At 41.9% G+C, this 21830-nt stretch carries 15 protein-coding genes; 7 read left to right on the top strand and 8 right to left on the bottom strand.

Annotation, left to right across the window (positions count from 1 at the left end; genetic code table 11):
• Positions 1-111 precede the first annotated feature (111 nt).
• Complete coding sequence (locus tag AB4140_RS14500) at positions 112-2076, top strand: alkyl/aryl-sulfatase (protein WP_372001489.1); 1965 nt, start codon at positions 112-114, stop codon at positions 2074-2076.
• A gap of 113 nt (positions 2077-2189) precedes the next feature.
• Here the strand turns inward: AB4140_RS14500 and AB4140_RS14495 are convergent, their stop codons facing one another.
• From AB4140_RS14495 to serA, 7 genes are all read right to left on the bottom strand, one after another.
• Positions 2190-2615: a nitrate reductase cytochrome c-type subunit gene (locus AB4140_RS14495; protein ID WP_102436743.1), complete on the bottom strand. Its 426-nt coding sequence runs from the start codon at positions 2613-2615 to the stop codon at positions 2190-2192.
• Between the two features lie 101 nt (positions 2616-2716).
• Complete coding sequence (gene napA, locus AB4140_RS14490) at positions 2717-5200, bottom strand: nitrate reductase catalytic subunit NapA (RefSeq protein WP_102436745.1); 2484 nt, start codon at positions 5198-5200, stop codon at positions 2717-2719.
• A gap of 373 nt (positions 5201-5573) precedes the next feature.
• Positions 5574-6755, bottom strand: a complete 1182-nt coding sequence (locus AB4140_RS14485) for a lipocalin-like domain-containing protein (protein WP_372001487.1) — start codon at positions 6753-6755, stop codon at positions 5574-5576.
• Positions 6755-9298: an ABC transporter permease gene (locus tag AB4140_RS14480; RefSeq protein WP_102436747.1), complete on the bottom strand. Its 2544-nt coding sequence runs from the start codon at positions 9296-9298 to the stop codon at positions 6755-6757. Before AB4140_RS14480 ends, AB4140_RS14485 begins: the two co-directional genes overlap by 1 nt.
• Positions 9291-9959, bottom strand: a complete 669-nt coding sequence (locus AB4140_RS14475; RefSeq protein WP_372001485.1) for an ABC transporter ATP-binding protein — start codon at positions 9957-9959, stop codon at positions 9291-9293. The genes AB4140_RS14480 and AB4140_RS14475 overlap by 8 nt, the downstream gene beginning before the upstream one ends.
• 205 nt (positions 9960-10164) lie before the next feature.
• Positions 10165-11124 carry a tRNA-modifying protein YgfZ gene (gene ygfZ, locus AB4140_RS14470; protein ID WP_102475336.1) on the bottom strand — a complete coding sequence of 320 codons (960 nt, stop codon included), beginning with the start codon at positions 11122-11124 and terminating at the stop codon, positions 10165-10167.
• Between the two features lie 162 nt (positions 11125-11286).
• The gene (gene serA / locus AB4140_RS14465; RefSeq protein WP_102436753.1) at positions 11287-12516 is read right to left on the bottom strand and encodes a phosphoglycerate dehydrogenase; all 1230 of its coding nucleotides are present in this window, start codon (positions 12514-12516) and stop codon (positions 11287-11289) included.
• A 151-nt stretch (positions 12517-12667) separates the two neighbouring features.
• Here serA and AB4140_RS14460 point away from each other — a divergent pair, with 151 nt between their 5' ends.
• Both AB4140_RS14460 and AB4140_RS14455 read left to right on the top strand, forming a co-directional pair.
• A complete protein-coding gene (locus AB4140_RS14460; RefSeq protein ID WP_102436755.1) occupies positions 12668-13264 on the top strand; it encodes a DUF2238 domain-containing protein in 597 nt (198 codons plus the stop codon).
• A 256-nt stretch (positions 13265-13520) separates the two neighbouring features.
• The gene (locus AB4140_RS14455) at positions 13521-14186 is read left to right on the top strand and encodes a response regulator transcription factor (RefSeq protein ID WP_102436757.1); all 666 of its coding nucleotides are present in this window, start codon (positions 13521-13523) and stop codon (positions 14184-14186) included.
• A gap of 250 nt (positions 14187-14436) precedes the next feature.
• On the opposite strand, the gene AB4140_RS14450 is transcribed toward AB4140_RS14455, so the two are convergent.
• Positions 14437-15900: a curlin gene (locus AB4140_RS14450; RefSeq protein ID WP_102519417.1), complete on the bottom strand. Its 1464-nt coding sequence runs from the start codon at positions 15898-15900 to the stop codon at positions 14437-14439.
• Positions 15901-16580: 680 nt separating this feature from the next.
• Here AB4140_RS14450 and AB4140_RS14445 point away from each other — a divergent pair.
• From AB4140_RS14445 to katB, 4 genes are all read left to right on the top strand, one after another.
• Positions 16581-19082: a S8 family serine peptidase gene (locus tag AB4140_RS14445; protein WP_102519416.1), complete on the top strand. Its 2502-nt coding sequence runs from the start codon at positions 16581-16583 to the stop codon at positions 19080-19082.
• A 133-nt stretch (positions 19083-19215) separates the two neighbouring features.
• Entirely contained in the window at positions 19216-19665 is a 450-nt protein-coding gene (locus AB4140_RS14440) for a PaaI family thioesterase (RefSeq protein WP_372001483.1), read from the top strand.
• Positions 19666-19714: 49 nt separating this feature from the next.
• Positions 19715-19957, top strand: coding sequence for a YgjV family protein (locus tag AB4140_RS14435; RefSeq protein ID WP_102519414.1), 243 nt, complete (start codon positions 19715-19717; stop codon positions 19955-19957).
• A 358-nt stretch (positions 19958-20315) separates the two neighbouring features.
• Positions 20316-21779, top strand: a complete 1464-nt coding sequence (gene katB / locus AB4140_RS14430) for a catalase KatB (RefSeq protein WP_372001481.1) — start codon at positions 20316-20318, stop codon at positions 21777-21779.
• The last annotated feature ends 51 nt before the right edge of the window (positions 21780-21830 follow it).

Raw genomic sequence — 21830 nt, 5'->3', positions numbered from 1 at the left:
AAATTATTAATAAATATAAAACTAATAGCGCTAGCGCTTGGTTAAATAAGCAGCTAACTTTACTCCTAGGATAACGAATTAAGTATTTAATCGTGTTTAAAAGGAGCTTATATGAAACCGCTTTATCTGCTTGCCGCGGCTTTTTCTGTCGCGGTGTGTTTTAATAGTGTCGCCGCTACTCAATCTAAACCTGCTACTGAACATACTCAAAAAGCCAATGCCGCAGTGCTAAAGGCGCTTCCCTTTAACGACAAGCAAGATTTTGACAATGCTAAACGGGGTTTTATTGCTAAGCCTGATGTGGTGACCATTAAAGATGCCAATGGCAATGTGGTATGGGATTTAGAGCAATACAAAACTTATATTAGTGATGACAAAGCCTCCCCAGATACGGTCAACCCCAGTTTATGGCGTAATAGCCAATTGGTACTTCATCATGGTTTATTTGAAGTGACTGATAATATTTACCAAGTACGTGGATTTGACTTAAGTAACATCACTTTCATTAAAGGCGACAAGGGCTGGATTGTATTTGACCCATTAATCTCCCCTGAAACAGCTAAAGCCTCATTAGACTTAATTAATAAGCATATTGGAGAGCGTCCAGTGGTGGCGATTGTTTATAGTCATAGCCATATTGACCATTATGGCGGTGCAACCGGCTTAGCCACAGCTGAAGATGTCGCCAGCGGTAAAGTGCAGGTGATAGCGCCGGAGCATTTCACTGAGCATGCGGTGTCAGAAAATGTCATTGCCGGTAATGCCATGGGTCGCCGTGCGGTATTTATGTACGGCGCATTACTGCCTAGAAATGCCCAGGGCGGTGTAAATGGCGGTCTAGGTATGACAGTATCGACCGGGCTTGCGGGTTTATTAGTGCCTAATAAGGAAATCAAACAGACGGGGACTAAATTAACTATTGATGGTGTTGAAATGGAGTTTCAGTTAACCCCCGGCACTGAAGCACCAGCTGAGATGAACACTTGGTTTCCACAATATAAAGCCTTGTGGATGGCGGAAAACACGACTAATACCATGCATAACATCTTAACCCTTCGTGGGGCGCAAGTGCGAGATGCGCTGATTTGGGCCAGTTTCCTTGACGAGACTATTAGCCTGTGGGGCCAAGAAGCAAAAGTTAAGTTCCAAAGCCATCATTGGCCTCTATGGGACAGTGACAACATTATTCCTTATTTCAAAAAGCAGCGTGATATCTACAAATTCACCCATGACCAATCAGTTAGACTGATGAACCAAGGTTACACAGGTGAAGAAATTTCTGAAATGATCACACTGCCACCTGAATTAGAGCAGAACTGGGCTACCAGAGGCTATTACGGCACGCTGAAACACAATAGTCGCGCTGTTTATCAACGTTATATGGGTTGGTATAACGGTAATCCATCTAACCTTGATAACTTACCGCCAGAAATGGTCGCTAAAAAGTATATGCAGTACATGGGTGGTGAAGCTGAAGTGGTTAAAAAAGCCAAAAACTCTTTCGCTGATGGTGAATATCGTTGGGTTGCTGAGGTGATGAAACATGCTGTTTTTGCTAACCCTCAATCTACTGAGGCTAAAGAGTTATTGGCCGATGCCTTTGAGCAATTAGGTTATCAAGCTGAGTCAGGGCCTTGGCGTTCAGTATATTTACAAGGTGCTTATGAGCTGCGAAATGGTATTCCGTCGGCAGGGGGAACTCAAACCGCAACACCTGATACTATTCGCGCGATGACACCTGAATTGCTGTTTGATTATTTAGCGGTAAGATTGGATTCTGCCAAAGCGGCGGGTAAACAGTTTGATATCAATATTGATTTCACTGATCTTAAAAAGGGTTACAGCTTAACAGTTGAGAATGCGGTATTACACCACAGCTCAAATCAAGTTGAAGACCCGGATGTCGGCTTAGTTATGAGCATGGAAACCATGAATAGCATCCAGCTAAAAGAGATAACCTTTGATGAGGCCATTAAAAAAGGCGATGTAAAAATTAGTGGCGATGAAAGCTTATTCACTGCGTTTTTAGGCATGCTTGATGAATATAACTTCTGGTTTAATATTGTGACGCCGTAAAGGCTTTAGACTTTGAGCCTTAGCTAATGTTGTCATGTTAGCGACAAACTAAAATGCCACTGAGATCCAGTGGCATTTTTATTTTACATCGATATCAAGCTGGATGTAGAAGCTTAGTTTGTGTGGTAATTCTCAACTAATGCTTCTTTATTATCTGCTTGTGCAACATGGCACTGAACACAAAAATAATATTTATCGTCAAATTTTCCATCGGCTTTTACGTGTGACTTGTCGATTGGCGTGGCTTTCATGCGCGCTGCCTTTTCAGTACTGTGACACGTTAAACAACCATTCTTTTTCATAGTGATAGGATAACTATCTCTATGGGGGATCATAGGTGGTTGATGCACAAATGTTCTTTCAATCGCAGTTCCGCGGCTTGGGTAAGTCGCTTTTGCATCTGCAGGAATGGTGTCAGTAATCTGTACATCACCAGCTAGTGATTTTACATTTACTGGTGCAGCAGTTTCTGCTGCTTGTTGACCTGAGCATGCGCTAAGACTGAGCACTATCGCAGCAAGGCTAAGTAATTTCTTCATGGTTTACACTCCTTCATATCCATTATTTTTTGATTAAATGGATAGAGATAAATAGTGATTCAGTGATGCTAAATTTGTTTTCAGCATCACTGTAAGTCAAATTAGGCTTTAACAATCTTCACTGGACACTTCTTGAAATCTGTTTCTTTCGATAACGGATCAGTAGCATCAAGTAATAATTTGTTGACCAGCTGTCTAGCATCAAAGAATGGCATAAACACCACGCCGACAGGTGGCTTGTTACGGCCTTTAGTTTCAACACGCGTTTTCACTTCACCACGTGGAGAAATCACTTTCACTTCATCACCATTTTTCAGGCCACGACTACTCGCGTCTTTAGGGTGCATGAATACCTGTGCATCAGGGTAAGACTTATGCAGCTCTGGTACACGAGCTGTCATACTTGCTGTATGCCAATGCTCAAGTACGCGACCTGTAGACATCCATAGGTCAAACTCTTCATTTGGCTCTTCAGCAGCGGGCTCAAATGGCAGTGCAAAAATAACCGCGCGTCCATCAGGTTTACCGTAGAAGTTATAACCTTCACCAGCTTTAACGTAAGGGTCGCTTCCTTCAACGAAACGACGAACCGTCTCGGTACCATTGACTACAGGCCAACGTTTACCGCGGTTTTCATGATAGTTGTCAAATGCATCTAAATCATGACCGTGTCCACGACCAAATTGAGCATACTCTTCAAATAACCCTTTTTGCAGGTAGAAGCCGAATGCATCGTTTTCATCGTTGTAGTCACCTTTACACTCTGATGACGGGAATTTATCAACGACACCGTTAGCAAATAAGATGTCATATAAGGTTTTTTCTGCATACTCAGGCTTTTTAGCAATTAACTCTGCAGGCCAAACTTCAGAAACTTTGAAGCGCTTAGAGAACTCAACAAGCTGCCATAAGTCAGACTTAGCGCCTTCAGGGGCTTTAACTTGTTGATGCCACATATGAGTACGGCGCTCAGCGTTACCGTAAGCACCTTCTTTTTCTACCCACATCGCAGTAGGAAGAATCAAGTCAGCAGCTGTTGCTGTCACTGTTGGGTATGGGTCTGATACCACAATGAAGTTTTCTGGGTTGCGGAAACCTGGGTAAATTTCATCGTTAATGTTTGGACCTGCTTGCATGTTATTGGTGCACATAGTCCAGTAACAGTTTAGTTTGCCATCTTTCAGCATACGGCTTTGAAGTACAGCATGGTAGCCAGGTTTTGGCGGAATCGTGCCTTCAGGTAGCTGCCATAACTTTTCAGTGATTGCGCGATGTTTAGGGTTTGCTACAACCATGTCTGCAGGCAAACGATGCGAGAAAGTACCCACTTCACGTGCTGTACCACAAGCTGAAGGTTGACCTGTTAATGAGAACGGGCTGTTACCTGGCGTGGCAATTTTACCTGTTAACAAGTGAATGTTATAAAGCATGTTGTTTGCCCACACACCACGAGTATGTTGGTTAATACCCATAGTCCATAAGCTCATGATCTTGATGTTAGGATCAGCATACGCTTTTGCCATTTCGATAAGGTTTTCAACTGGTACGCCACTCATTTCAGATGCGTATTCAGCAGTATAAGTACTGACAAATTTTGCGTATTCTTCAAAAGAGATAGGCTTAGATTTGCCGTTACCTGGGTTTTTCGCTTTCTGCTCTAGAGGATGCTCAGGGCGAAGACCGTAACCGATATCAGTCACACCTTCTGCAAAGTTAGTATGCTTGCTGACGAAGTCTTTATTAACCGCATCGTTTTGGATGATATAATTGGCAATGAAGTTCAAGATAACTAAGTCAGATTGCGGCTTAAATACCATAGGGTTGTCGGCAAGTTCGAAGCTGCGGTTTTCAAATGTCGATAACACATGGACTTTACTGCCTTCATGGCTTAAACGACGGTCAGTTAAGCGTGACCATAGAATAGGGTGCATTTCTGCCATATTGGCGCCCCAAAGCACGAAGTGATCTGCAGCTTCGAAGTCATCATAGCTACCCATTGGCTCATCAATACCAAAGGTACGCATGAATCCACCTACCGCAGATGCCATACAGTGACGGGCATTAGGATCGATGTTGTTGGTAAGGAAGCCCGCTTTGTGTAATTTAGATGCCGCGTAGCCTTCCCAGATAGTCCATTGGCCCGAGCCAAACATACCTACCGATGTAGGGCCTTTTTTGGCAATACTGGCTTTCCACTTGTCAGCCATGGTATCAAGGGCAACATCCCAGCTTACTGGGGTAAATTCACCTTCTTTGTCATACTTGCCATCTTTCATTCTTAATAATGGCGACGTAAGGCGGTCTTTGCCGTACATAATTTTAGAGAGGAAGTAGCCCTTAACACAGTTAAGACCTTTGTTGACAGGGCTTTCTGGGTCGCCCTGAGTCGCAACAACTTTGCCACCTTTGGTACCCACTAAAACACTACAACCCACACCACAGAAACGACAAGGGGCTTTGTCCCATTTTATTTCTGCAGACTGCTCTTCTGCTTGAACCATTTTTATTGGTAAAGCAAGTCCAACTGCCGAAGCGGCTGCGGTAGCTGCATTGGCTTTTAGAAACTCGCGACGGCTTATGCTCATGGTGTTTCCTCACTCTTAAATGTATGTAGACAGTATTTTTAAAACTATCTTTGTTTTTATTTACCAAGGTTTTTATTAACAAAAAACTTAACTATCATTGAGTCTAAACCGCGCATTTTTCATGGGTATACCCCAGACTGAGTATACGGGCTGTTTATTGCTGTAGATCACACTAGTAAGTGTGATCTAAAGCACGTTTTTCAATTTGCTCAATTACTTAATTAGCAAATGTAAATTTAATTCTTACGGATTATTGATAGTTAATGGTAAAAGTATAGGACAGATATAGAAAAATCCGTCCTATAGAAGTAGCAGCTTCTATAGGCTTTAAAAAGCGAGGAAGAGGCAAAATTGACTTTGAACATCAATGGTGCTAATAGCCCGTTAGCTCCATATATCCATTACCAGAATGACTGCCTGATACGCTGATCGGGCCTTCCCAATAAGAGATTGTCAGTGGCATATCACTGTTGGGGTTAAGTGCTTTAACGGTGACATCAATATCTTCGCTAGTAATGCTAACCTGCCAACTAATTGGATAGCGACCACTGTCAGTTTGTTGCCAGCTAAGCGGGGTAACTTTTATGTCGTTTGGGTGTGACTTACTATTAATATTTCTGCCGTTACCGTCGAAAAACATTCTGCGGGCACTAAAAAAGGCCTCACTATTACTGTTTCTTAGTTGAAAAAGCATTAGCGCAGAGCCATCATCTAGGCGAATAGAAAACCAGTCCCAGCCTTGCTGGCTTTTAGTAAGGAATTGCGAGCTCCACTCCCTATCAAGCCAAGCCTTTCCTGTGACTATTTCAGTTTTACCATCACGGTTAATAGAACCTGTTAAATCAATAAAAGGCTGGCTGTAATAGTAAGAAGCAACTTCGCCGTTAGGGCTTTTAATACTGTAGCCGTTATCGCCTTGTAGGTTCATTGGCGCGTTACTGGTTAATGATAATTGGTAGCCAAATTTTTCAGTGTTAACCGTTAAATTTGCCGAAAATAACGCATTTGTTTCACTGCGCCACTGCCAATCATCTAACGCGATGGTGAGAGGGTTAGGACTAACATGGGCCAGTTGTGGATGGGCGCGAGACCATTTCTCTTTGGCTTGATGCTTGGATGCTGAGGTTAATGCAGCGTGTGACATAAACATTTGATTAGTAGCCCAGTTGTTTGGCGCGGCAGTATCAGCAGCAGACAGCGCAATTCTGAATTGAGTCCATTGAAGCCCTAGCTCTTCACCCGCCTCAGTGGTCATATTGGCCGTTAAATACCACCACTCTTGCCTAAATTTATCATGGCTTAAATGATCTCGCGGGAAATTGAGTTGATGATCTGGCAGTACTTTGGCGTATTGCTCAAGGCTGTCAGCGTCTTGCGTTAATAGGCTGCCCATACTGGCTTTGTTATCTGACTCTGCTGTTGAATTAGGCTGACAACCCATTTGGCTCAGACAAGCTAACAGTAACCATATTGCGATAAAAGCTGACTGTCGTAGCTTTAGCACTGGGTCAATCTGTCGCTTTATGTTGGCGCTGGTTATCGGGGCGTTATACATTATAAAGCCTCTTGCTGAAGGTTATGAATAAGTGATTTACGGGTTTGCCAGTAAAGTGGGATCGCGATGGCAACGGCGCTGGTAGACAGCGCAATTAACACCACTCGGGCATAAGCTTGCCAATCCCATAGCATGGCAATACTCCAACCAAAGGCTTGTAAAGTGACTTTGTTGATAAGTAAGTAACCCAGTACAGCACCTGTTGGCAGCGCCACTAAACAGGTGAGTAATACAATAAACTGCATTTGAATGAACATCATAAATCGCAAGCGTGCTTTGCTCACCCCAAGGGCATATAGTTTGGCTAGTGGTGCTTGTCTGGCTTGGGTTAGCATTAAGCATGCACTGAATAATCCAATGGCAGCCACCATTAAGGTGAGGCTATTGAGCACCATGGTGATAGAAAAGGTTTGCTTAAACATGGCTATGGCTTGCTGCTTAATTTTGGCTTGGTTATACATTTGCGCTGTTGAAATTAGCTTGCTATTAACGAGTGATTGTTCAAGCTCGTTTATATCGCCATCATAGCTGGCAGCGATACTTTTAGCTTGTTTAGGCAATTGTAATTGTTGCCATAGTGTATTACCAATTACGACCTGACCCTTAGGGTTACCATAATCAAAGAAGATAGCGCCAATGGTCACGGGGTGTTGATTCGTTTTTGCTGACATGATTGGCAATGTAAAGCTATCGCCAATTTGTAACTTGTATTTAATCGCAATGGGCTCACTTATCATCAACTGATTACCCTGAGTAAATTCAGCCCAGAAGTCATCTGATTGCTGTTTTAGCGAACTGACAATCTTAGTTGAATACAAATCGCGACTCACAAGTTCAACGGGCATATTTTGATAACTGCTATTTACTGTCCACTGTGAATATATACCAGTGACCTTAGGCTGCTTCTCTAAGAAAGACGCAATATCAGTGATGTTTTCGCTTGACGGGCGCATGTATAAATCTGCATGAAGGCGGCTTTCAAGCCAGGTTTTTAAGGTAACTTCAAAACTGCCCACTAGGGTATTCATCGAAATGTTCGCGGTTAGCGCCAATAGCATCGCCATCATGGCTAACGATAACGGCCCGATTAACTCTTTGGTTTCTGCCATCATGTATTGCCATAATCCTGCCGGAAAATACTTAGCCAAACTACTACTGACATAATGCAGTGTTAATGGCAGCAATAGTGGGATAGCGACAATAACAATCCCCATCAGTGCGAGGCTAAATTGATATTGCTCAGTAAACGGAAACAGTGCAGCGCAAATGGTTAATGCCACTATCGCGATGGCAAACAACCAGCGTTGGGTGACCAGCAAACTGCTTGCTTGATTATGTTTGGTGCCAGCTCGGGCGAGGGGTTGTTGCGTTAATTGTCGATACAGTGGCAGGCAGGCGAGTAAACCGGCAAACAAGGTTAACACTATGGCTTGGGCAAACCACTGCCATTGCCAGTTGCCGGGCATTAGCCGAGCGCCATAAAGCTGCTCTAGTGTCATGGCGACCATAGGTTGTAGCCAGACGCTGAGTTGCAGCCCCAGAATAAAGCCTAAGCTTGCACCAATGATCACCAGCACAATGAGCTCAGCGACCAGTGCTAGCATCACATTATGCTTATTAATCCCTAATTGCAGTAATTGTACTAATAATTTTTGCCGCTTCATCAAACTGTAGCGCACGCCGTTATAAGCGATAAATAGCCCTACCACAAAAGCCAGCATACTCATGGCGTTAAGGTTTAAGTGAAAACTACGGGTAAGCTCTTGTAGCGCCTGGCCTTGATCTTGTTCTGTAATACTCGCCTGTTGCTGTAATAGATTTTGACTATTGATTTGCTCAATCAGTGGCTCAGCAGGATCAAACAAAGCAATATAAGACAGCTTATTGGGTTGGTCTAATAGGATTTGCGCTAAAGAGATATCAGCGACAATGGCATTACCTAAGCCATAATCATCATCGACACTGATCACTTCGAGCTTGATAGTGTTAGCGGCTTTATCTTGTGGGTTTTGTAAATAAAACCACCCGTCTTTTGCTATGTTATCCGCTAGGGATTGGCTCATTAACAACACATTGCTGCCTGCTAATAGCTTATCCAGTGGAATATTAATGGGCGTTTTGCTGTTGGTATTCGTTTGAGCTTCAGATGAATGGTTTTGTAAGTTAACTGCAGCAAATAAATCGCTGCCTTGAATTTGCCAGCGCCGCCCCTTATCGTCGACTGCAAGGCCATTAATCACAGCTAAAGCATTACTGATCCCGCTTTGACGCAATCGGAAATAGACCTGCTCATTAATGAGTTGTTGCCCTGCGGCTGGGGTGATCAGCAAGCTTGCCCGTTGACTTAATAGTTCGGTGGCTTCGCTGTAACTTCTTACTGCATTTTCATTGGTAGACTTGACGCCTATTAGCAAGGTGACTGCGAGGAGGATACCGAGAAGAATGGCACCAGCTTGTAATGGCGAATGGCGGTAGTGGGCAAAGAAGATTTTTAGTGACAACAGCCATTGTTTGACAGTGATGTCTTGAGCCTGATTACTCATGAATATGGCCTTTTTCTAAATGCCACCTGCGTTTCATATAGCCCGCACAGGTTTCACTGTGGGTTACCATCAACACCGTGGTATTTGCAGCCATGGTAAGCTGGCACATTAGCTCCATTACTTGCTGACCTGCAGCTTCATCTAAATTACCGGTTGGCTCGTCTGCTAGTAATAATGCCGGTTTGTGGATTAACGCTCTGGCAATGGCAACGCGTTGCTGCTGACCACCCGATAAGGTTTCAACAGGTCTTGTTAAAATGTCACTAATCCCAAGCTGCGTAATAAGCTCATCGCCCCAATCACTCCACTTTTGATTATTAAGCTGTAATACAAAACGGATATTATTGATAACATTAAGCGGGGTGAGTAAGTTGAATTGTTGGAAGACAATACCAAGTTGGGCGCGCCTAAACTGGCTCCATTGACTATCTTGCCACTGCGCTGCTTGTTGGTTCATGAGTTGTAACTGACCAGAATCAATTTTCTCAAAACCGGAAATGATATTAAGTAGGGTGCTTTTGCCCGTGCCGCTGGGGCCGGTTAGCGCAATGGTATCACCACGATGCAGGGATAAATCGACACAGTTAAGCACCTGATGGAGTCTATCGCCATCGTTAAAGCCTTTGGATACTTGCGATAGTTGGGTGATCACTGCTGTCATTAGCGTCTCTGGTATTACTTGTAATTACATCATCATACGACAAATAAAATTACTTAGATCGACTTTTCATTGAAATAACCCGTTTATATGTTGATTTTGAAATAATAAAAAAGGCTGAAGAATGAGAAGTAACCTCATCCATCAGCCTTTATTTAATGTTACGGTTAGTAGCCTTTGTTGGCTTTAACCCATATAACCGTTTAAGTTAATCTTCTAACGAATAAGGTAGCGGCTTCACCACTAGCTCACTTTGGTTGTCATTTTTTACTCTTAGTTTTGCATCATTTGGCGTATCGTTAGCCAATACTGCGGTTAATAGCACTTGGCCATTAAATTCAACCGCTTCGATAACTTTACCCGCTCGAAGAAAGCCATCTTCTGAGGCAATTTCAATTTGAGTTTCACTGCTGACAGTTTCAGAGGCACTACCGGATAGAATATACAGGGCGCGTTTATTACCACCGCGGTACTTCATTCTGGCAATGGTTTCTTGGCCCATGTAGCAGCCTTTTTCAAAACTAATACCGTTTACCGCCTGTATATTACACATTTGTGGTACAAACTCACTGCTGTGGTTGTCGTCAATATTGGCGTAACCGGCTTGAATTTCTAATGCTTGCCAAGCTTGGTGGCTAGATAGTGGTTGATTTGAAGCTGTGACTAATTGCTGCGCTTTTTCAGCTGATGTAATCACTATGAAGCGCTCAGCATCTTTTAAAATAATAGCGCCTTCAGCGTGAGTAACTTCATGTTCAATCCGTCCAAATTGCTGCTCAATAAACTCTGCAGCCTTCGTACCAGCAAAGCCTAAAATAACTTGCTTAGCAGTGACATCAGTTAATTCCGCTTTACTGAACACCGCATATTTCTGCCATGAGGCCAAACTTAGCGGTAATACTGATGCTGGCATTAAAATAAAAAGGCTTTCAGCAATTGTGTAGGTTCTAAAGCTAGCAATCATCTTACCCTTAGGATCGCAATGGGCGCCCCAGCGCCACTGAGTTTCTGTCAGCGATACGATATCGGTAGTGACTTGGCCGTGAATAAAGGTTTTACCTTGCTCACCGGTCACTTCAATTAAACCTAAGTGGCTTAAGTTTGAAACCAGTAAGTCGGGCGTTGAAGTTAAGTAATCCCAGTTTGGCTGTGTGGTTGCGAGTGTCATAAAATGATCCCTAAGGTGAGCAACAAAGATAAGCTTTGAGTGTAACGGAATTCAGTGAGGCTCAAAAGAAAAAGCTATCTTCAATTAATTGAAGATAGCTTTAATTCACAATTTAACTGCGAGATAAGCCTAAGGTTAAATCGTTCACCGACTTAGCTTGAATTAAAACAATACGCGGGTACGAATAGTACCTTCAATTGCTTTTAACTCGCCCAGCGCTTGTTCGGCTTGGTTTGAATTGACTTCCATGACCACGTAACCAATATCTGCAGTCGTTTGTAGATATTGCGCAGCAATGTTAATGCCTTTTTCTGAAAACGCTTGGTTAATTTTAATCAACACACCTGGACGGTTGTGGTGAACATGCAATAAGCGCGAGGTGCCTTTATGTTGTGGCAATGACACTTCAGGGAAGTTAACCGCAGACACAGTTGAGCCATTATCAGAATATTTAGCCAGCTTACCCGCGACTTCAATACCGATATTTTCTTGAGCTTCAGCAGTACTACCACCAATATGCGGGGTAATAATGACGTTATCTTGTCCACGTAGTGGGCTAATAAATTCGTCATCATTTGACTTAGGCTCAACTGGGAATACATCAATTGCAGCGCCTGCAATATGGCCTGACTTTAGGGCATCAGAAAGCGCATCAATATCAACCACAGTGCCCCGTGATGCATTGATAAAAAAGCTTTTTGAACGCATTTGTTCAAACTCTGTCGCACCAATCATATTTTTAGTTTGCGCAGTTTCTGGTACATGCAAGCTGATAACGTCTGCTTCATTCAATAGTGTTTCCATTGAATGGATTTGGCTGGCATTACCCAGTGGCAACTTGTCTTCAATATCGAAAAATACCACCCGCATACCGAGGGTTTCAGCCAAAATACCCAGCTGAGTACCTATATGGCCGTAACCAATGACCCCTAAGGTTTTACCGCGCACTTCATAGCTACCATTGGCACTTTTTAACCAACCGCCACGGTGGGCAAGGGCGTTACGCTGAGGAATACCGCGCATCAGCATGATGATCTCACCTAACACTAGCTCAGCAACACTGCGAGTGTTTGAGAATGGCGCATTAAAAACGGGTACGCCTAACTTCTCAGCAGCGGCAATATCAACTTGGTTAGTACCAATACAGAAACAGCCAATCGCGACTAGTTTTTCAGCATGGTTCAACACTTCAGCGGTTAATTGGGTGCGCGAGCGCAGGCCGACAAAGTGAGCATCTTTAATTGAGCGCAGCAACTGGTCTTCAGGAAGGGAAGCTTTGTGATATTCAATATTGGTATAACCTGCACGCTTAAGTACATCGACTGCAGTTTGGTGGACGCCCTCCAACAGCAGGATTTTAATCTTATCCTTGTCAAGCGAGTGTTTTGCCATGGTGTGGGTACCCTCTTATCAATAGTTATGCTTATGTTATGCTGACATTAATGCGCAACCAAAATAGCATTATTTATTGCCATTGTAGAGGGCTAGATGGCTAAAGACTGTGATCTTGGTTTAGAACAATATCATCTAAAGGGAATGTATAGTGAATAAGAAAGTTATATGGGTGGTTATTTTTGCTGTCGTGCTCGTTTGGTCGGTGAGTTCACCTAAAGATATGTTTACTTGGTGGTTAGAAGCACTGCCAGCATTAATCGCCTTACCCATCTTATTTTTTACCCGTAATAAATTCCCCCTAACACCCTTAGCTTACTTATTGATTTTGTTACATTGCTGCGTGCTCATGGTCGGAGCTAAATATACCTATGCCGAAGTACCACTGTTTGATTGGTTGGCTGATGTGATGGGTAGCGAACGTAATAATTATGACAAAATCGGCCATCTTGCTCAGGGGTTTATTCCGGTCATACTGGCAAGAGAGGTGATGCTAAGAAATCACGTCTTACAACCGGGCTATTGGTGTCAGTTTCTATCAGTTTGTTTTGTATTGGCATTTTCTGCTTTTTACGAACTTATTGAGTGGTGGGTTGCAGCTGCAACAGGTGAGAATGCGGAGGCGTTTTTAGGCACTCAAGGCTATGTGTGGGATACACAGTCAGATATGTTTATGGCACTTATAGGTGGTATTAGTGCATTAGTCTTGCTCACAAAGGTACATAATAAGCAGTTAGCATCACTTTAATCAGCTACATTTATAGATCTTGTGACTGTTAAGTTTATTTTTACTTGTTTTATTTTTGGTAACGGCTTGGTTTGCGAGCACTTAATCTATTAATGAGTACTTAAGTATTGCAGAAATACTTTATAGACTAGTTAAAATGCCTTATGGGCTAGTTAAAATGTACTATTATTGCATTATGTTGTTATTATGTTATCAATGTTTCAGGAAGAAACTCGTATAGCCGAGAGATACAGAATACTTTTCAGGGAGAAAAGTGATGAATTCGAATATTGATGAATTAGTCTTCTTACACCAGGTTGCAGCGCCTTGCAACTTGGCTATTTTAGCTGAGTCGATAGGGTTAAAAACCAGGGTAGTGAAACACCCTAGTGAACTTGAAGTAGAACATAATACTAATTGTTTCTATTTGATCGCCCAAAAGGGGGCCGCGCTGGATAGCAAAGGCATTCCGCTGTTGGTATCACGGCTAGTTAATCATGTCCCTGTCGCTTTATATCAAGTTGAACGGGGCTCGTTAGATCAGGAGTCTGCACTATTGTTAGGTGTAAGAGGCTTACTTTATGCCGACCAACGTATGGATTTAATGTTGACCGGGTTACGTAAAATGGTAGCTGATGAGCTTTGGTATGATCGACCGCTAATTAGCAAAATTTTCCGCCGACTAGTACAAAAACTTGATGCTAATACAGAAATCCCCCCAGATACTATCGCAATGCTGCAAATGCTCACTAATCGTGAAAGAACCATTATTCAGCTAGTTTCAAGCGGTGCAAGGAATAAAGAAATAGCCCACAGGCTTTGCATTAGTGAGCACACGGTAAAGGCACATATCTCTTCCATCTTTAGGAAAACCCAATCTCGCAATCGGGTCGAGTTACTGCGTTGGGCACAAACTTATCAAGCCCATTTTGAGTTCGCTTAACTTAGGTTATTTACCCGCTTTAAAATAATTTAGAGATGTTATTAAGCCAGTTGCTAGTTGTAACTGGTTTTTTTGTTTGTTTCGGCAATTATTTCATCGTGTAAAATTAATTTATGAGCTTATGTCATAAAATTGCACAGAATTCGCTTAACGTAATGAAAACAATAAGCTTTGCCAGTGGAGGAGATATTAAAGTAAATATATAGGGAGCAATGTGCTCCCTATATTCAGTAAGAAAATTTTCTATAAATTAATTCTGGTAAATTGCTGCAGAATTAAAGTTTCCGGTTTGGACTACAGTGGCAATATCATTAGTGCCAATTTGCATGCCTGTAACCGTATTATCATTACCAATTTGGGTTACATTTAATGTATTCATAGTACCATCAATTGCAAAGTAACCATCATCTCCACCAACCCAGTTACCGTCGCCTAGCTGAGAAACGGTAATTGAGTGGTCATCACCAAAGGCGACTATATCAGTTAAGTTAAAATCACCTTCTTGGCTGATATCAACAGTCTGATTTGAACCGACATTTGAAATAACGGCTTCGTTATCATTGCCTGTTTGGCTCATATCAACTGTATTGTTATCTCCAACGGTTTCTGAATATGCAAAGTTAAGTTCACCTGAGGAAGTGATAGTGACCTCATTATAGAAGCCATCAGCTACAAAAGCAGTGTAGTTATCTGCACCACTTTGATCTACAGATATAACATTCTCATCACCATAAACAATAAACTCAGTTAAATTGGCATCACCAGTTTGTACGACTTCAATATCGTTAAGCGAGCCATTTAAAATAGCAATATTAGCGCCGCCCACTTGGTTACCAAAACCATCTTGACTAATAGTAACGTCATTATCGTCTCCAAAAGAAAACTCTATTGTTGCGCCGTTATTAATGCCAGTTTGGTCGATAGTAATATCATTTAAAGAGCCTGATAAGCTTGCTACTACAGCAGTGTTATCATCGCCTGTTTGGCTAAAATCGAATGTATTATTATCACCAAATACACCTAAAGCAGCACCAAAGTTGTTATCACCAAGTTGGTTTACAAATAGTTCATTACCATCGCCAGCATTTAGGCTGCCTGAATCGGAAACGATACCTGCTTGGTTATTTACACCATCTTGCATTATGGTTGCACTATTACTATTACCTTCAACAGCGAATACCGCTAAGTTAATCGCACCGTACTGGGTTACTTCTGCAGCGTTTTCATTACCAATAACTTCGATGATACTTTCGTTTTGAGCTCCATCTTGAATAACATCAGCAGTGTTACTATTACCCGTTAGCGATACGTCACTAGTGTTATAAAAGTCAGCCTGCTGAATAGTAACTTGGTTTTGGTCACCTATGATGCCAACGTTTGAAATATGCCAATCATCAACCTGGTTAGTAATGACAGAGTTTCCATTACCTTCAGAGCTAATATAAGATTCTTGCCAGTCCCCTTGCTGGGTTACCTCGGCAAACTGTAAATCACCAATTTGTGTCACGGTTGAAATATGACGCGTGCCAGTTTGGCTTACTGTGGCATCCTGCTCCATGCCCGTTTGAGTTACTGTTGCGTTAGTATTCGAAGCGAATGCCGATTTCTCTGCAGCTGTCACCTCTGGTAATGAAAGTCCTGCTGCTGAAACGGGTAATGCTAAGCTTGCTGCAATAGCAAGTGATACTAACGATAATTTCTTTTGCGATTTCATTCTACGCTCCCTGTTTAAATATAGATTTATCTGATTATTAGAAAATAATCGTTTGATAAAGTATTTCGCTTCCTAGTTAACTCATTGTGTCGCCAAAGTGCATAATTTAGCTTTAGGTAACTGAGTACTAATATGCGATCAAGAAGTAACTTCAGCGTGAACTTTTAAAGATCTAACAGTATTTGAAGCACTATAAACCCTCAATAAACACCAATAACTTAAGAGCAGGGTTTGCTTTTAAGTTTATGATTATTAACCCTAAAACTGTTTGGTTTTAGGTTGGTAGAATTTCAAATGATTCTGCTGATGCAGCGCGTTACAAGATTAACTTACGGTGCCCATTGATTTTTCTCAATCGTATAAAAGGTTAGTTTTTTTAGGGGATTAAGATTAAACCTTTAGTGCTACAAAGGTTTAAGTTACTGAATATCATGCTTATATTTGGCTATTTTCGCTTACCACTAATATTGACTAGTCGAATAAGCCTAGTAGTTACTTACTAATTAAAGTTTCAGTGCTTTTATTGTTATACAGCTTGTGGCAACAATTTGATGGCAACAACAAATTCCGGGTTTCACTTCGTGGAAAATCAACTCGCTTTTAAAAATAGCTAATGGAAAAGCTACAGGTGCTGCATTACCGGTTCCGGGAATTATTAATGGAAGATAGGAAGCCACATCATGATTAACAAAATGTCCCCAATTGCATTAGCAGTAACATCTCTATTTGCGTTAAACGCAAGCCCTGTTATTGCTCAAGAAAGTGTAAAGTATAAAAAAGATGAAATTCTCGTTGTTTATAAAGAAAATGTGTCAATCTTTGAACGGTTGTCAGCGCAAAATCTAGTCGCAGGAACAGTCACAGATAAAAATGCTGATGGTATAGATGATAAGTTTAAATACCTATTATCTGGACGATTGGCTAAGTTATCACTTAAAAGCGGTAGTAATGTTGAAAGTGCAATTAAGTTAATTAGTAAGCATCCAGCAGTAAAATATGCCGAACCTAATTATACTTATACGGCAATTGGTATGCCAGACGATCCAAATTTCGTGGAGTTATGGGGCTTAAATAATACCGGTCAAACTGGTGGTGTTTCTGGTGCTGATATCGATGCCGTTACCGCTTGGGACACTACTACAGGTAGTGAAAATGTGGTTATTGGCGTAATTGATACTGGTGTTGATTATAATCATCCAGATCTAGTTGCAAACCTTTGGGTTAACCCTAATGAAATACCCGGAAATGGTATTGATGATGATAACAATGGTGTCATTGATGATGTTAACGGCTTTAACGCTATTACCGGAACTGGTGATCCAATGGATGGCAATGGTCATGGTACCCATGTCTCAGGAACTATTGGCGCACAAGGTAATGATGGCGTAGGTGTTGTTGGGGTTAACTGGGATGTCACTATCATTGGTTGTAAATTTTTAAGTGATAGTGGAACAGGCTCTACAGAAGCTGCGATAGCTTGTATTGATTATTTCACTAATTTAAAAGTGAACCATGGTGTTGATGTTAAAGCGACCAATAATTCTTGGGGCGGCGGCGGATTTAGCCAAGCATTAAAAGATTCTATTGAATCGGCTGGTGATGAAGGAATTTTATTTGTTGCAGCAGCAGGTAATAGCGCTGTTGATAATGATGCAAATCCACACTATCCATCAAGTTATGACTCTGATGTTGTTTTGTCGATTGCCAGTACCGATCACAATGACGATATGTCTAGTTTTTCTCAATGGGGATTAACAAGTGTCGATATGGGCGCGCCTGGTTCTGCGATTTTATCAACCCTTCCTGGAAATAGTTATGGTACCTATTCAGGTACTTCAATGGCTACACCACATATCACCGGCGCTGCAGCACTTGTGTGGTCAATAGCACCTGATATTGACCCTGTCACTATGAAGCAGTTACTAATGGATTCTGGTGATGCTAATGCAGCATTGACTGGCCTAACAGTGGCTGGAACACGTTTAAATGTCGCAAACGCACTGGCAGATGCAGATCCAGATCCATCATTTGCGTTAAGTGTCACGCCATCTTCACAATCAGTTGAAGCTGGCAGTGCCGTTAGTTATGACTTTAGTCTGGGCAGTATTGCTGGTTGGGATGATCAAGTCGCGCTGTCATTTGATGTATCACCAGCATTAGAAGGCATTAGTCTTTCTGCTAACACTGCAGTAGTCGGTGACAGTTTTACGCTTGATGTTGCGACGCTTGAGTCTGCTATTTGGGGAGATTATGTCATTACCGTTCATGCTGATGACGGCATCACTTCGAAAAGTAAAGCTGTTAGCCTAGAAGTCTATCCTGCGGGATTGAATGATTTTGGTTATAGCAATGATACTCCTGTGGATATTTCGGATAATACTACTATCACCAGCACCATTGAAATCGGGGATGAATTACAAATCTTTGGCCTTGATGTGAATGTTGATATTACCCATACATGGATAGGAGATTTAGTCGTAACACTAACATCACCAAATGGCACAGAAGCTATGTTGCACAATCAAACTGGTGGCAGTGCTGATGATATTGTACAGACATGGGCAACTGAGCAATTCAATGGTGAAATAGCATTGGGTACTTGGACATTAACGGTTAGTGATTTAGCGGGTGGAGATAGTGGCTCATTAAATCATTGGGGCTTACTTTTATCGGCTCTGGGGGATGCGAGTCCTACAGCACCAGTGGCAGGCTTTGAATATGCTATTGATGGCTTAACGGTTGATTTTACCGACTTAAGTTCAGACGTTAATGATGACATTGTTAGCTATGAATGGAGCTTTGGTGACGGTTCTACCTCTTCAGATATGAATCCTACATACGCTTATGCGGCAGGTGGAATTTACTCTGTGACATTGGTGGTAACAGACAGTGAAGGTTTAACTGATACAACTGCTATGGATATCGAAGTATTTGATTACAGCATAGACGCTGCAGTTACACGTACTATGGTTTCACGTCGTGGTAGTGCGGCGGTGGACTTATCATGGAGCGGTGCAAACGGTGAAAGTGTTAATATTTACCGTGATGATGTAATGGTATCAACAACGTCGAATGATGGCCGTTACCGAGATCGTTTCACTAATGCACCAGCAGAGGTGACTTATAAAATCTGTGAAACAGACACAACATTATGTTCAGACCCAATCGTAGCTATTTTTTAGTAGTGTTAACCTAAAAAATTAAAACGAAGTTTAAAAAGGGATGGCAGCTGCCATCCCTTTTTTATGGAAATCCTTTAAAGTTAAATAGCTTGGCAGTAGACTGAATTAATTACGTATTACTGGAAGTTGATAAATGAGTATTTGGTTTAGAGAAGTCACCCTTGAAGATTGCGCTAAAATGGATAGTGGGCTCCATGGGAAGGGCACATTAATGAAAACCCTTGGTATTAAAATCACTGAAATTGGCGCAGATTATATGGTGGCGACTATGCCAGCTAACCCTTCAGTACATAACCCTTTAGGCATAGTTCATGGCGGCGCTAATGTGGCACTGGCCGAAACCGTTGCCAGTTATGCGGCGAACTTTGTGGTCGACTTTAAGCATTTTTATTGTGTTGGCCAAGAGATTAATGCCAATCACGTAAAGGCGTCACGTAATGGTGAGTTAATTGCGACGGCAAGAGCGGTGCATATTGGTAAACGTAGCTCAGTATGGGAAGTGCTAATCAATAATTCTGCTGGTGAGTTGTGTTGTATTTCTCGAATGACTGCAGCGGTTGTGGCAAGAAAAGCCAGCACTTAACAGTGAATTATTAACTACACTGAATAAAAGCCCTTAAAAGGAATCGTCAATGGATGCTGCAACAGTATGGGAATGGGTGGGTTATTTAGCCTCTGCCGTGGTGGCTATTTCATTAATGATGGCTAATATAAAAAAATTACGCTGGTGGAACCTTATTGGTGCCGCGCTTTTTGTCGCCTATGGTTTGGCGATAGATGCCATCCCAGTGGCATTAGTGAATTTTTTTATTGTATTGATTGATATTTATTATTTAGTAAAACTGTATAAAGAACCTGAAGCTAGCGCAGAATAAACCCTTTACTTTTTCTTTGGTGGAGAGTATTTGTCGTTTTATCTACGTATATAGTTGCCTTCTAGTTGCACAGGTAATCAGCTTGTAAACTATTGATGCAATATTTACACTTAATTTGGTGTGAGATCAGTAATGACTCAATTGTATTTAAATATCATTAAATGGTGAGGCGAATGCTTCGCCATTTTTTTTGCTAGTGAATCGTAAAAATAGATTGTAGCAATTCATCTTAATCGTTTTAACTTTATTTTCGCTGCGGTTATTATGATTTCAATGAAACGCAGCCAGGAGAAATATCGTGGCGACAGTATTTGATTTAATTGAGCAGTGGCTAGATGTCACAAATCAGGAGTAACAAATGGATAATAACAATTACTTAACTAGCCAAAATGGTGCCCCAATAGCTGATGACCAAAATTCATTATCAGCAGGTGAGCGTGGTCCATTATTATTACAAGATTGGCACTTAATTGAAAAATTAGCCCACTTTAACCGTGAGCGTATTCCTGAGCGAGTAGTACATGCAAAAGGTACCGGTGTTTATGGTACTTTTACCTTAACTAAAGACCTAAGTGATTTCACCTTGGCTGATCACTTTAATGGTGTGGGCAAGCAAACTGAGACCTTCATTCGCTTCTCAACTGTTGGCGGCGAGATGGGTAGCGCCGATGCAGAGCGTGATCCTCGTGGTTTTGGTTTACGTTTTTATACTGCCCGCGGTAATCATGACATTGTGGGGAATAACACTCCGACATTCTTCTTACGTGACGGCATTAAATTCCCTGACTTTATTCATACCCAAAAGCGTAACCCGCAGACTAATTTGAAAGATCCGCAAGCAATGTGGGATTTCTGGTCATTAAACCCAGAAGCCATGCATCAAGTGACTATTTTAATGTCAGATCGCGGTATCCCAGCTAATTACCGTCAAATGCACGGCTATGGTTCACATACTTTCTCATTATGGAATGCCAAAGGTGAGCGTTACTGGGTCAAGTTCCACTTTAAATCACAGCAAGGTGTAGTGAACTTAACTGCAGAGCAAGCGGATATTTTAAAAGGTATTGATCCTGACTCATCGCAACGTGACATGGTTGCAGCTATCGCCGATGGTAACTTCCCTAAGTGGGCTGTAAAAGTACAGATCATGCCAGAAGCAGACGCCAATAATTATGCTATTAACCCGTTTGATTTAACCAAAGTATGGCCACATGCAGATTACCCATTAATTGAAATTGGTGAACTTGAGTTAAATCGTATGCCAGAAAACTACTTCGCTGAAGTTGAGCAAGTTGCATTAGCACCAAGTAACTTGGTTCCTGGTGTCGGCGCTTCACCTGATAAAATGTTGCAAGCACGCTTGTTCTCTTATGCAGATGCTCAGCGTTATCGTATTGGAACTAATTACAACCAATTACCGGTAAATTGTCCTCATGCCGCTAAAGCTAACCATCATCAACGTGCAGGGGCTATGGCAGGGACACAATGCCCATATAACGGCAGTCAAACAGGTGCAGATTCAAGTGCCAATTACGGCCCAAGCACTGCTCCGGCAGCACTTCAAGAGCCGTCTCAATTTATTGAGCCGCCACTAAGACTTGATGGCGAGGCTGCAAGATATAGCCGTTATGACCAAGATGACTATACTCAGGCGGGTAATTTGTACCGCATCTTTAGTGAAGAAGAAAAGCAGCGTTTAGTTGAAACCATTGCTGGTACATTGAGCCAAGCAAGTGAAGATGTGCAATTGAGAATGGTTGAGCATTTCTTAAAAGCTGATAGCGATTATGGTCAACGCATCAAAACACTTTTGGAAGCATAATGGTCGCTAATTTGATTGTTAAGGTATTAGATAGAGGGTGTAACAGATTCT

The sequence above is a fragment of the Shewanella sp. 10N.286.51.B2 genome (assembly GCF_041469265.1).
Taxonomy (GTDB): Bacteria; Pseudomonadota; Gammaproteobacteria; order Enterobacterales; family Shewanellaceae; genus Shewanella.
The sequence above is the reverse complement of the archived record's forward strand: the minus strand, read 5'-3'. Positions and strand labels throughout refer to the sequence as shown.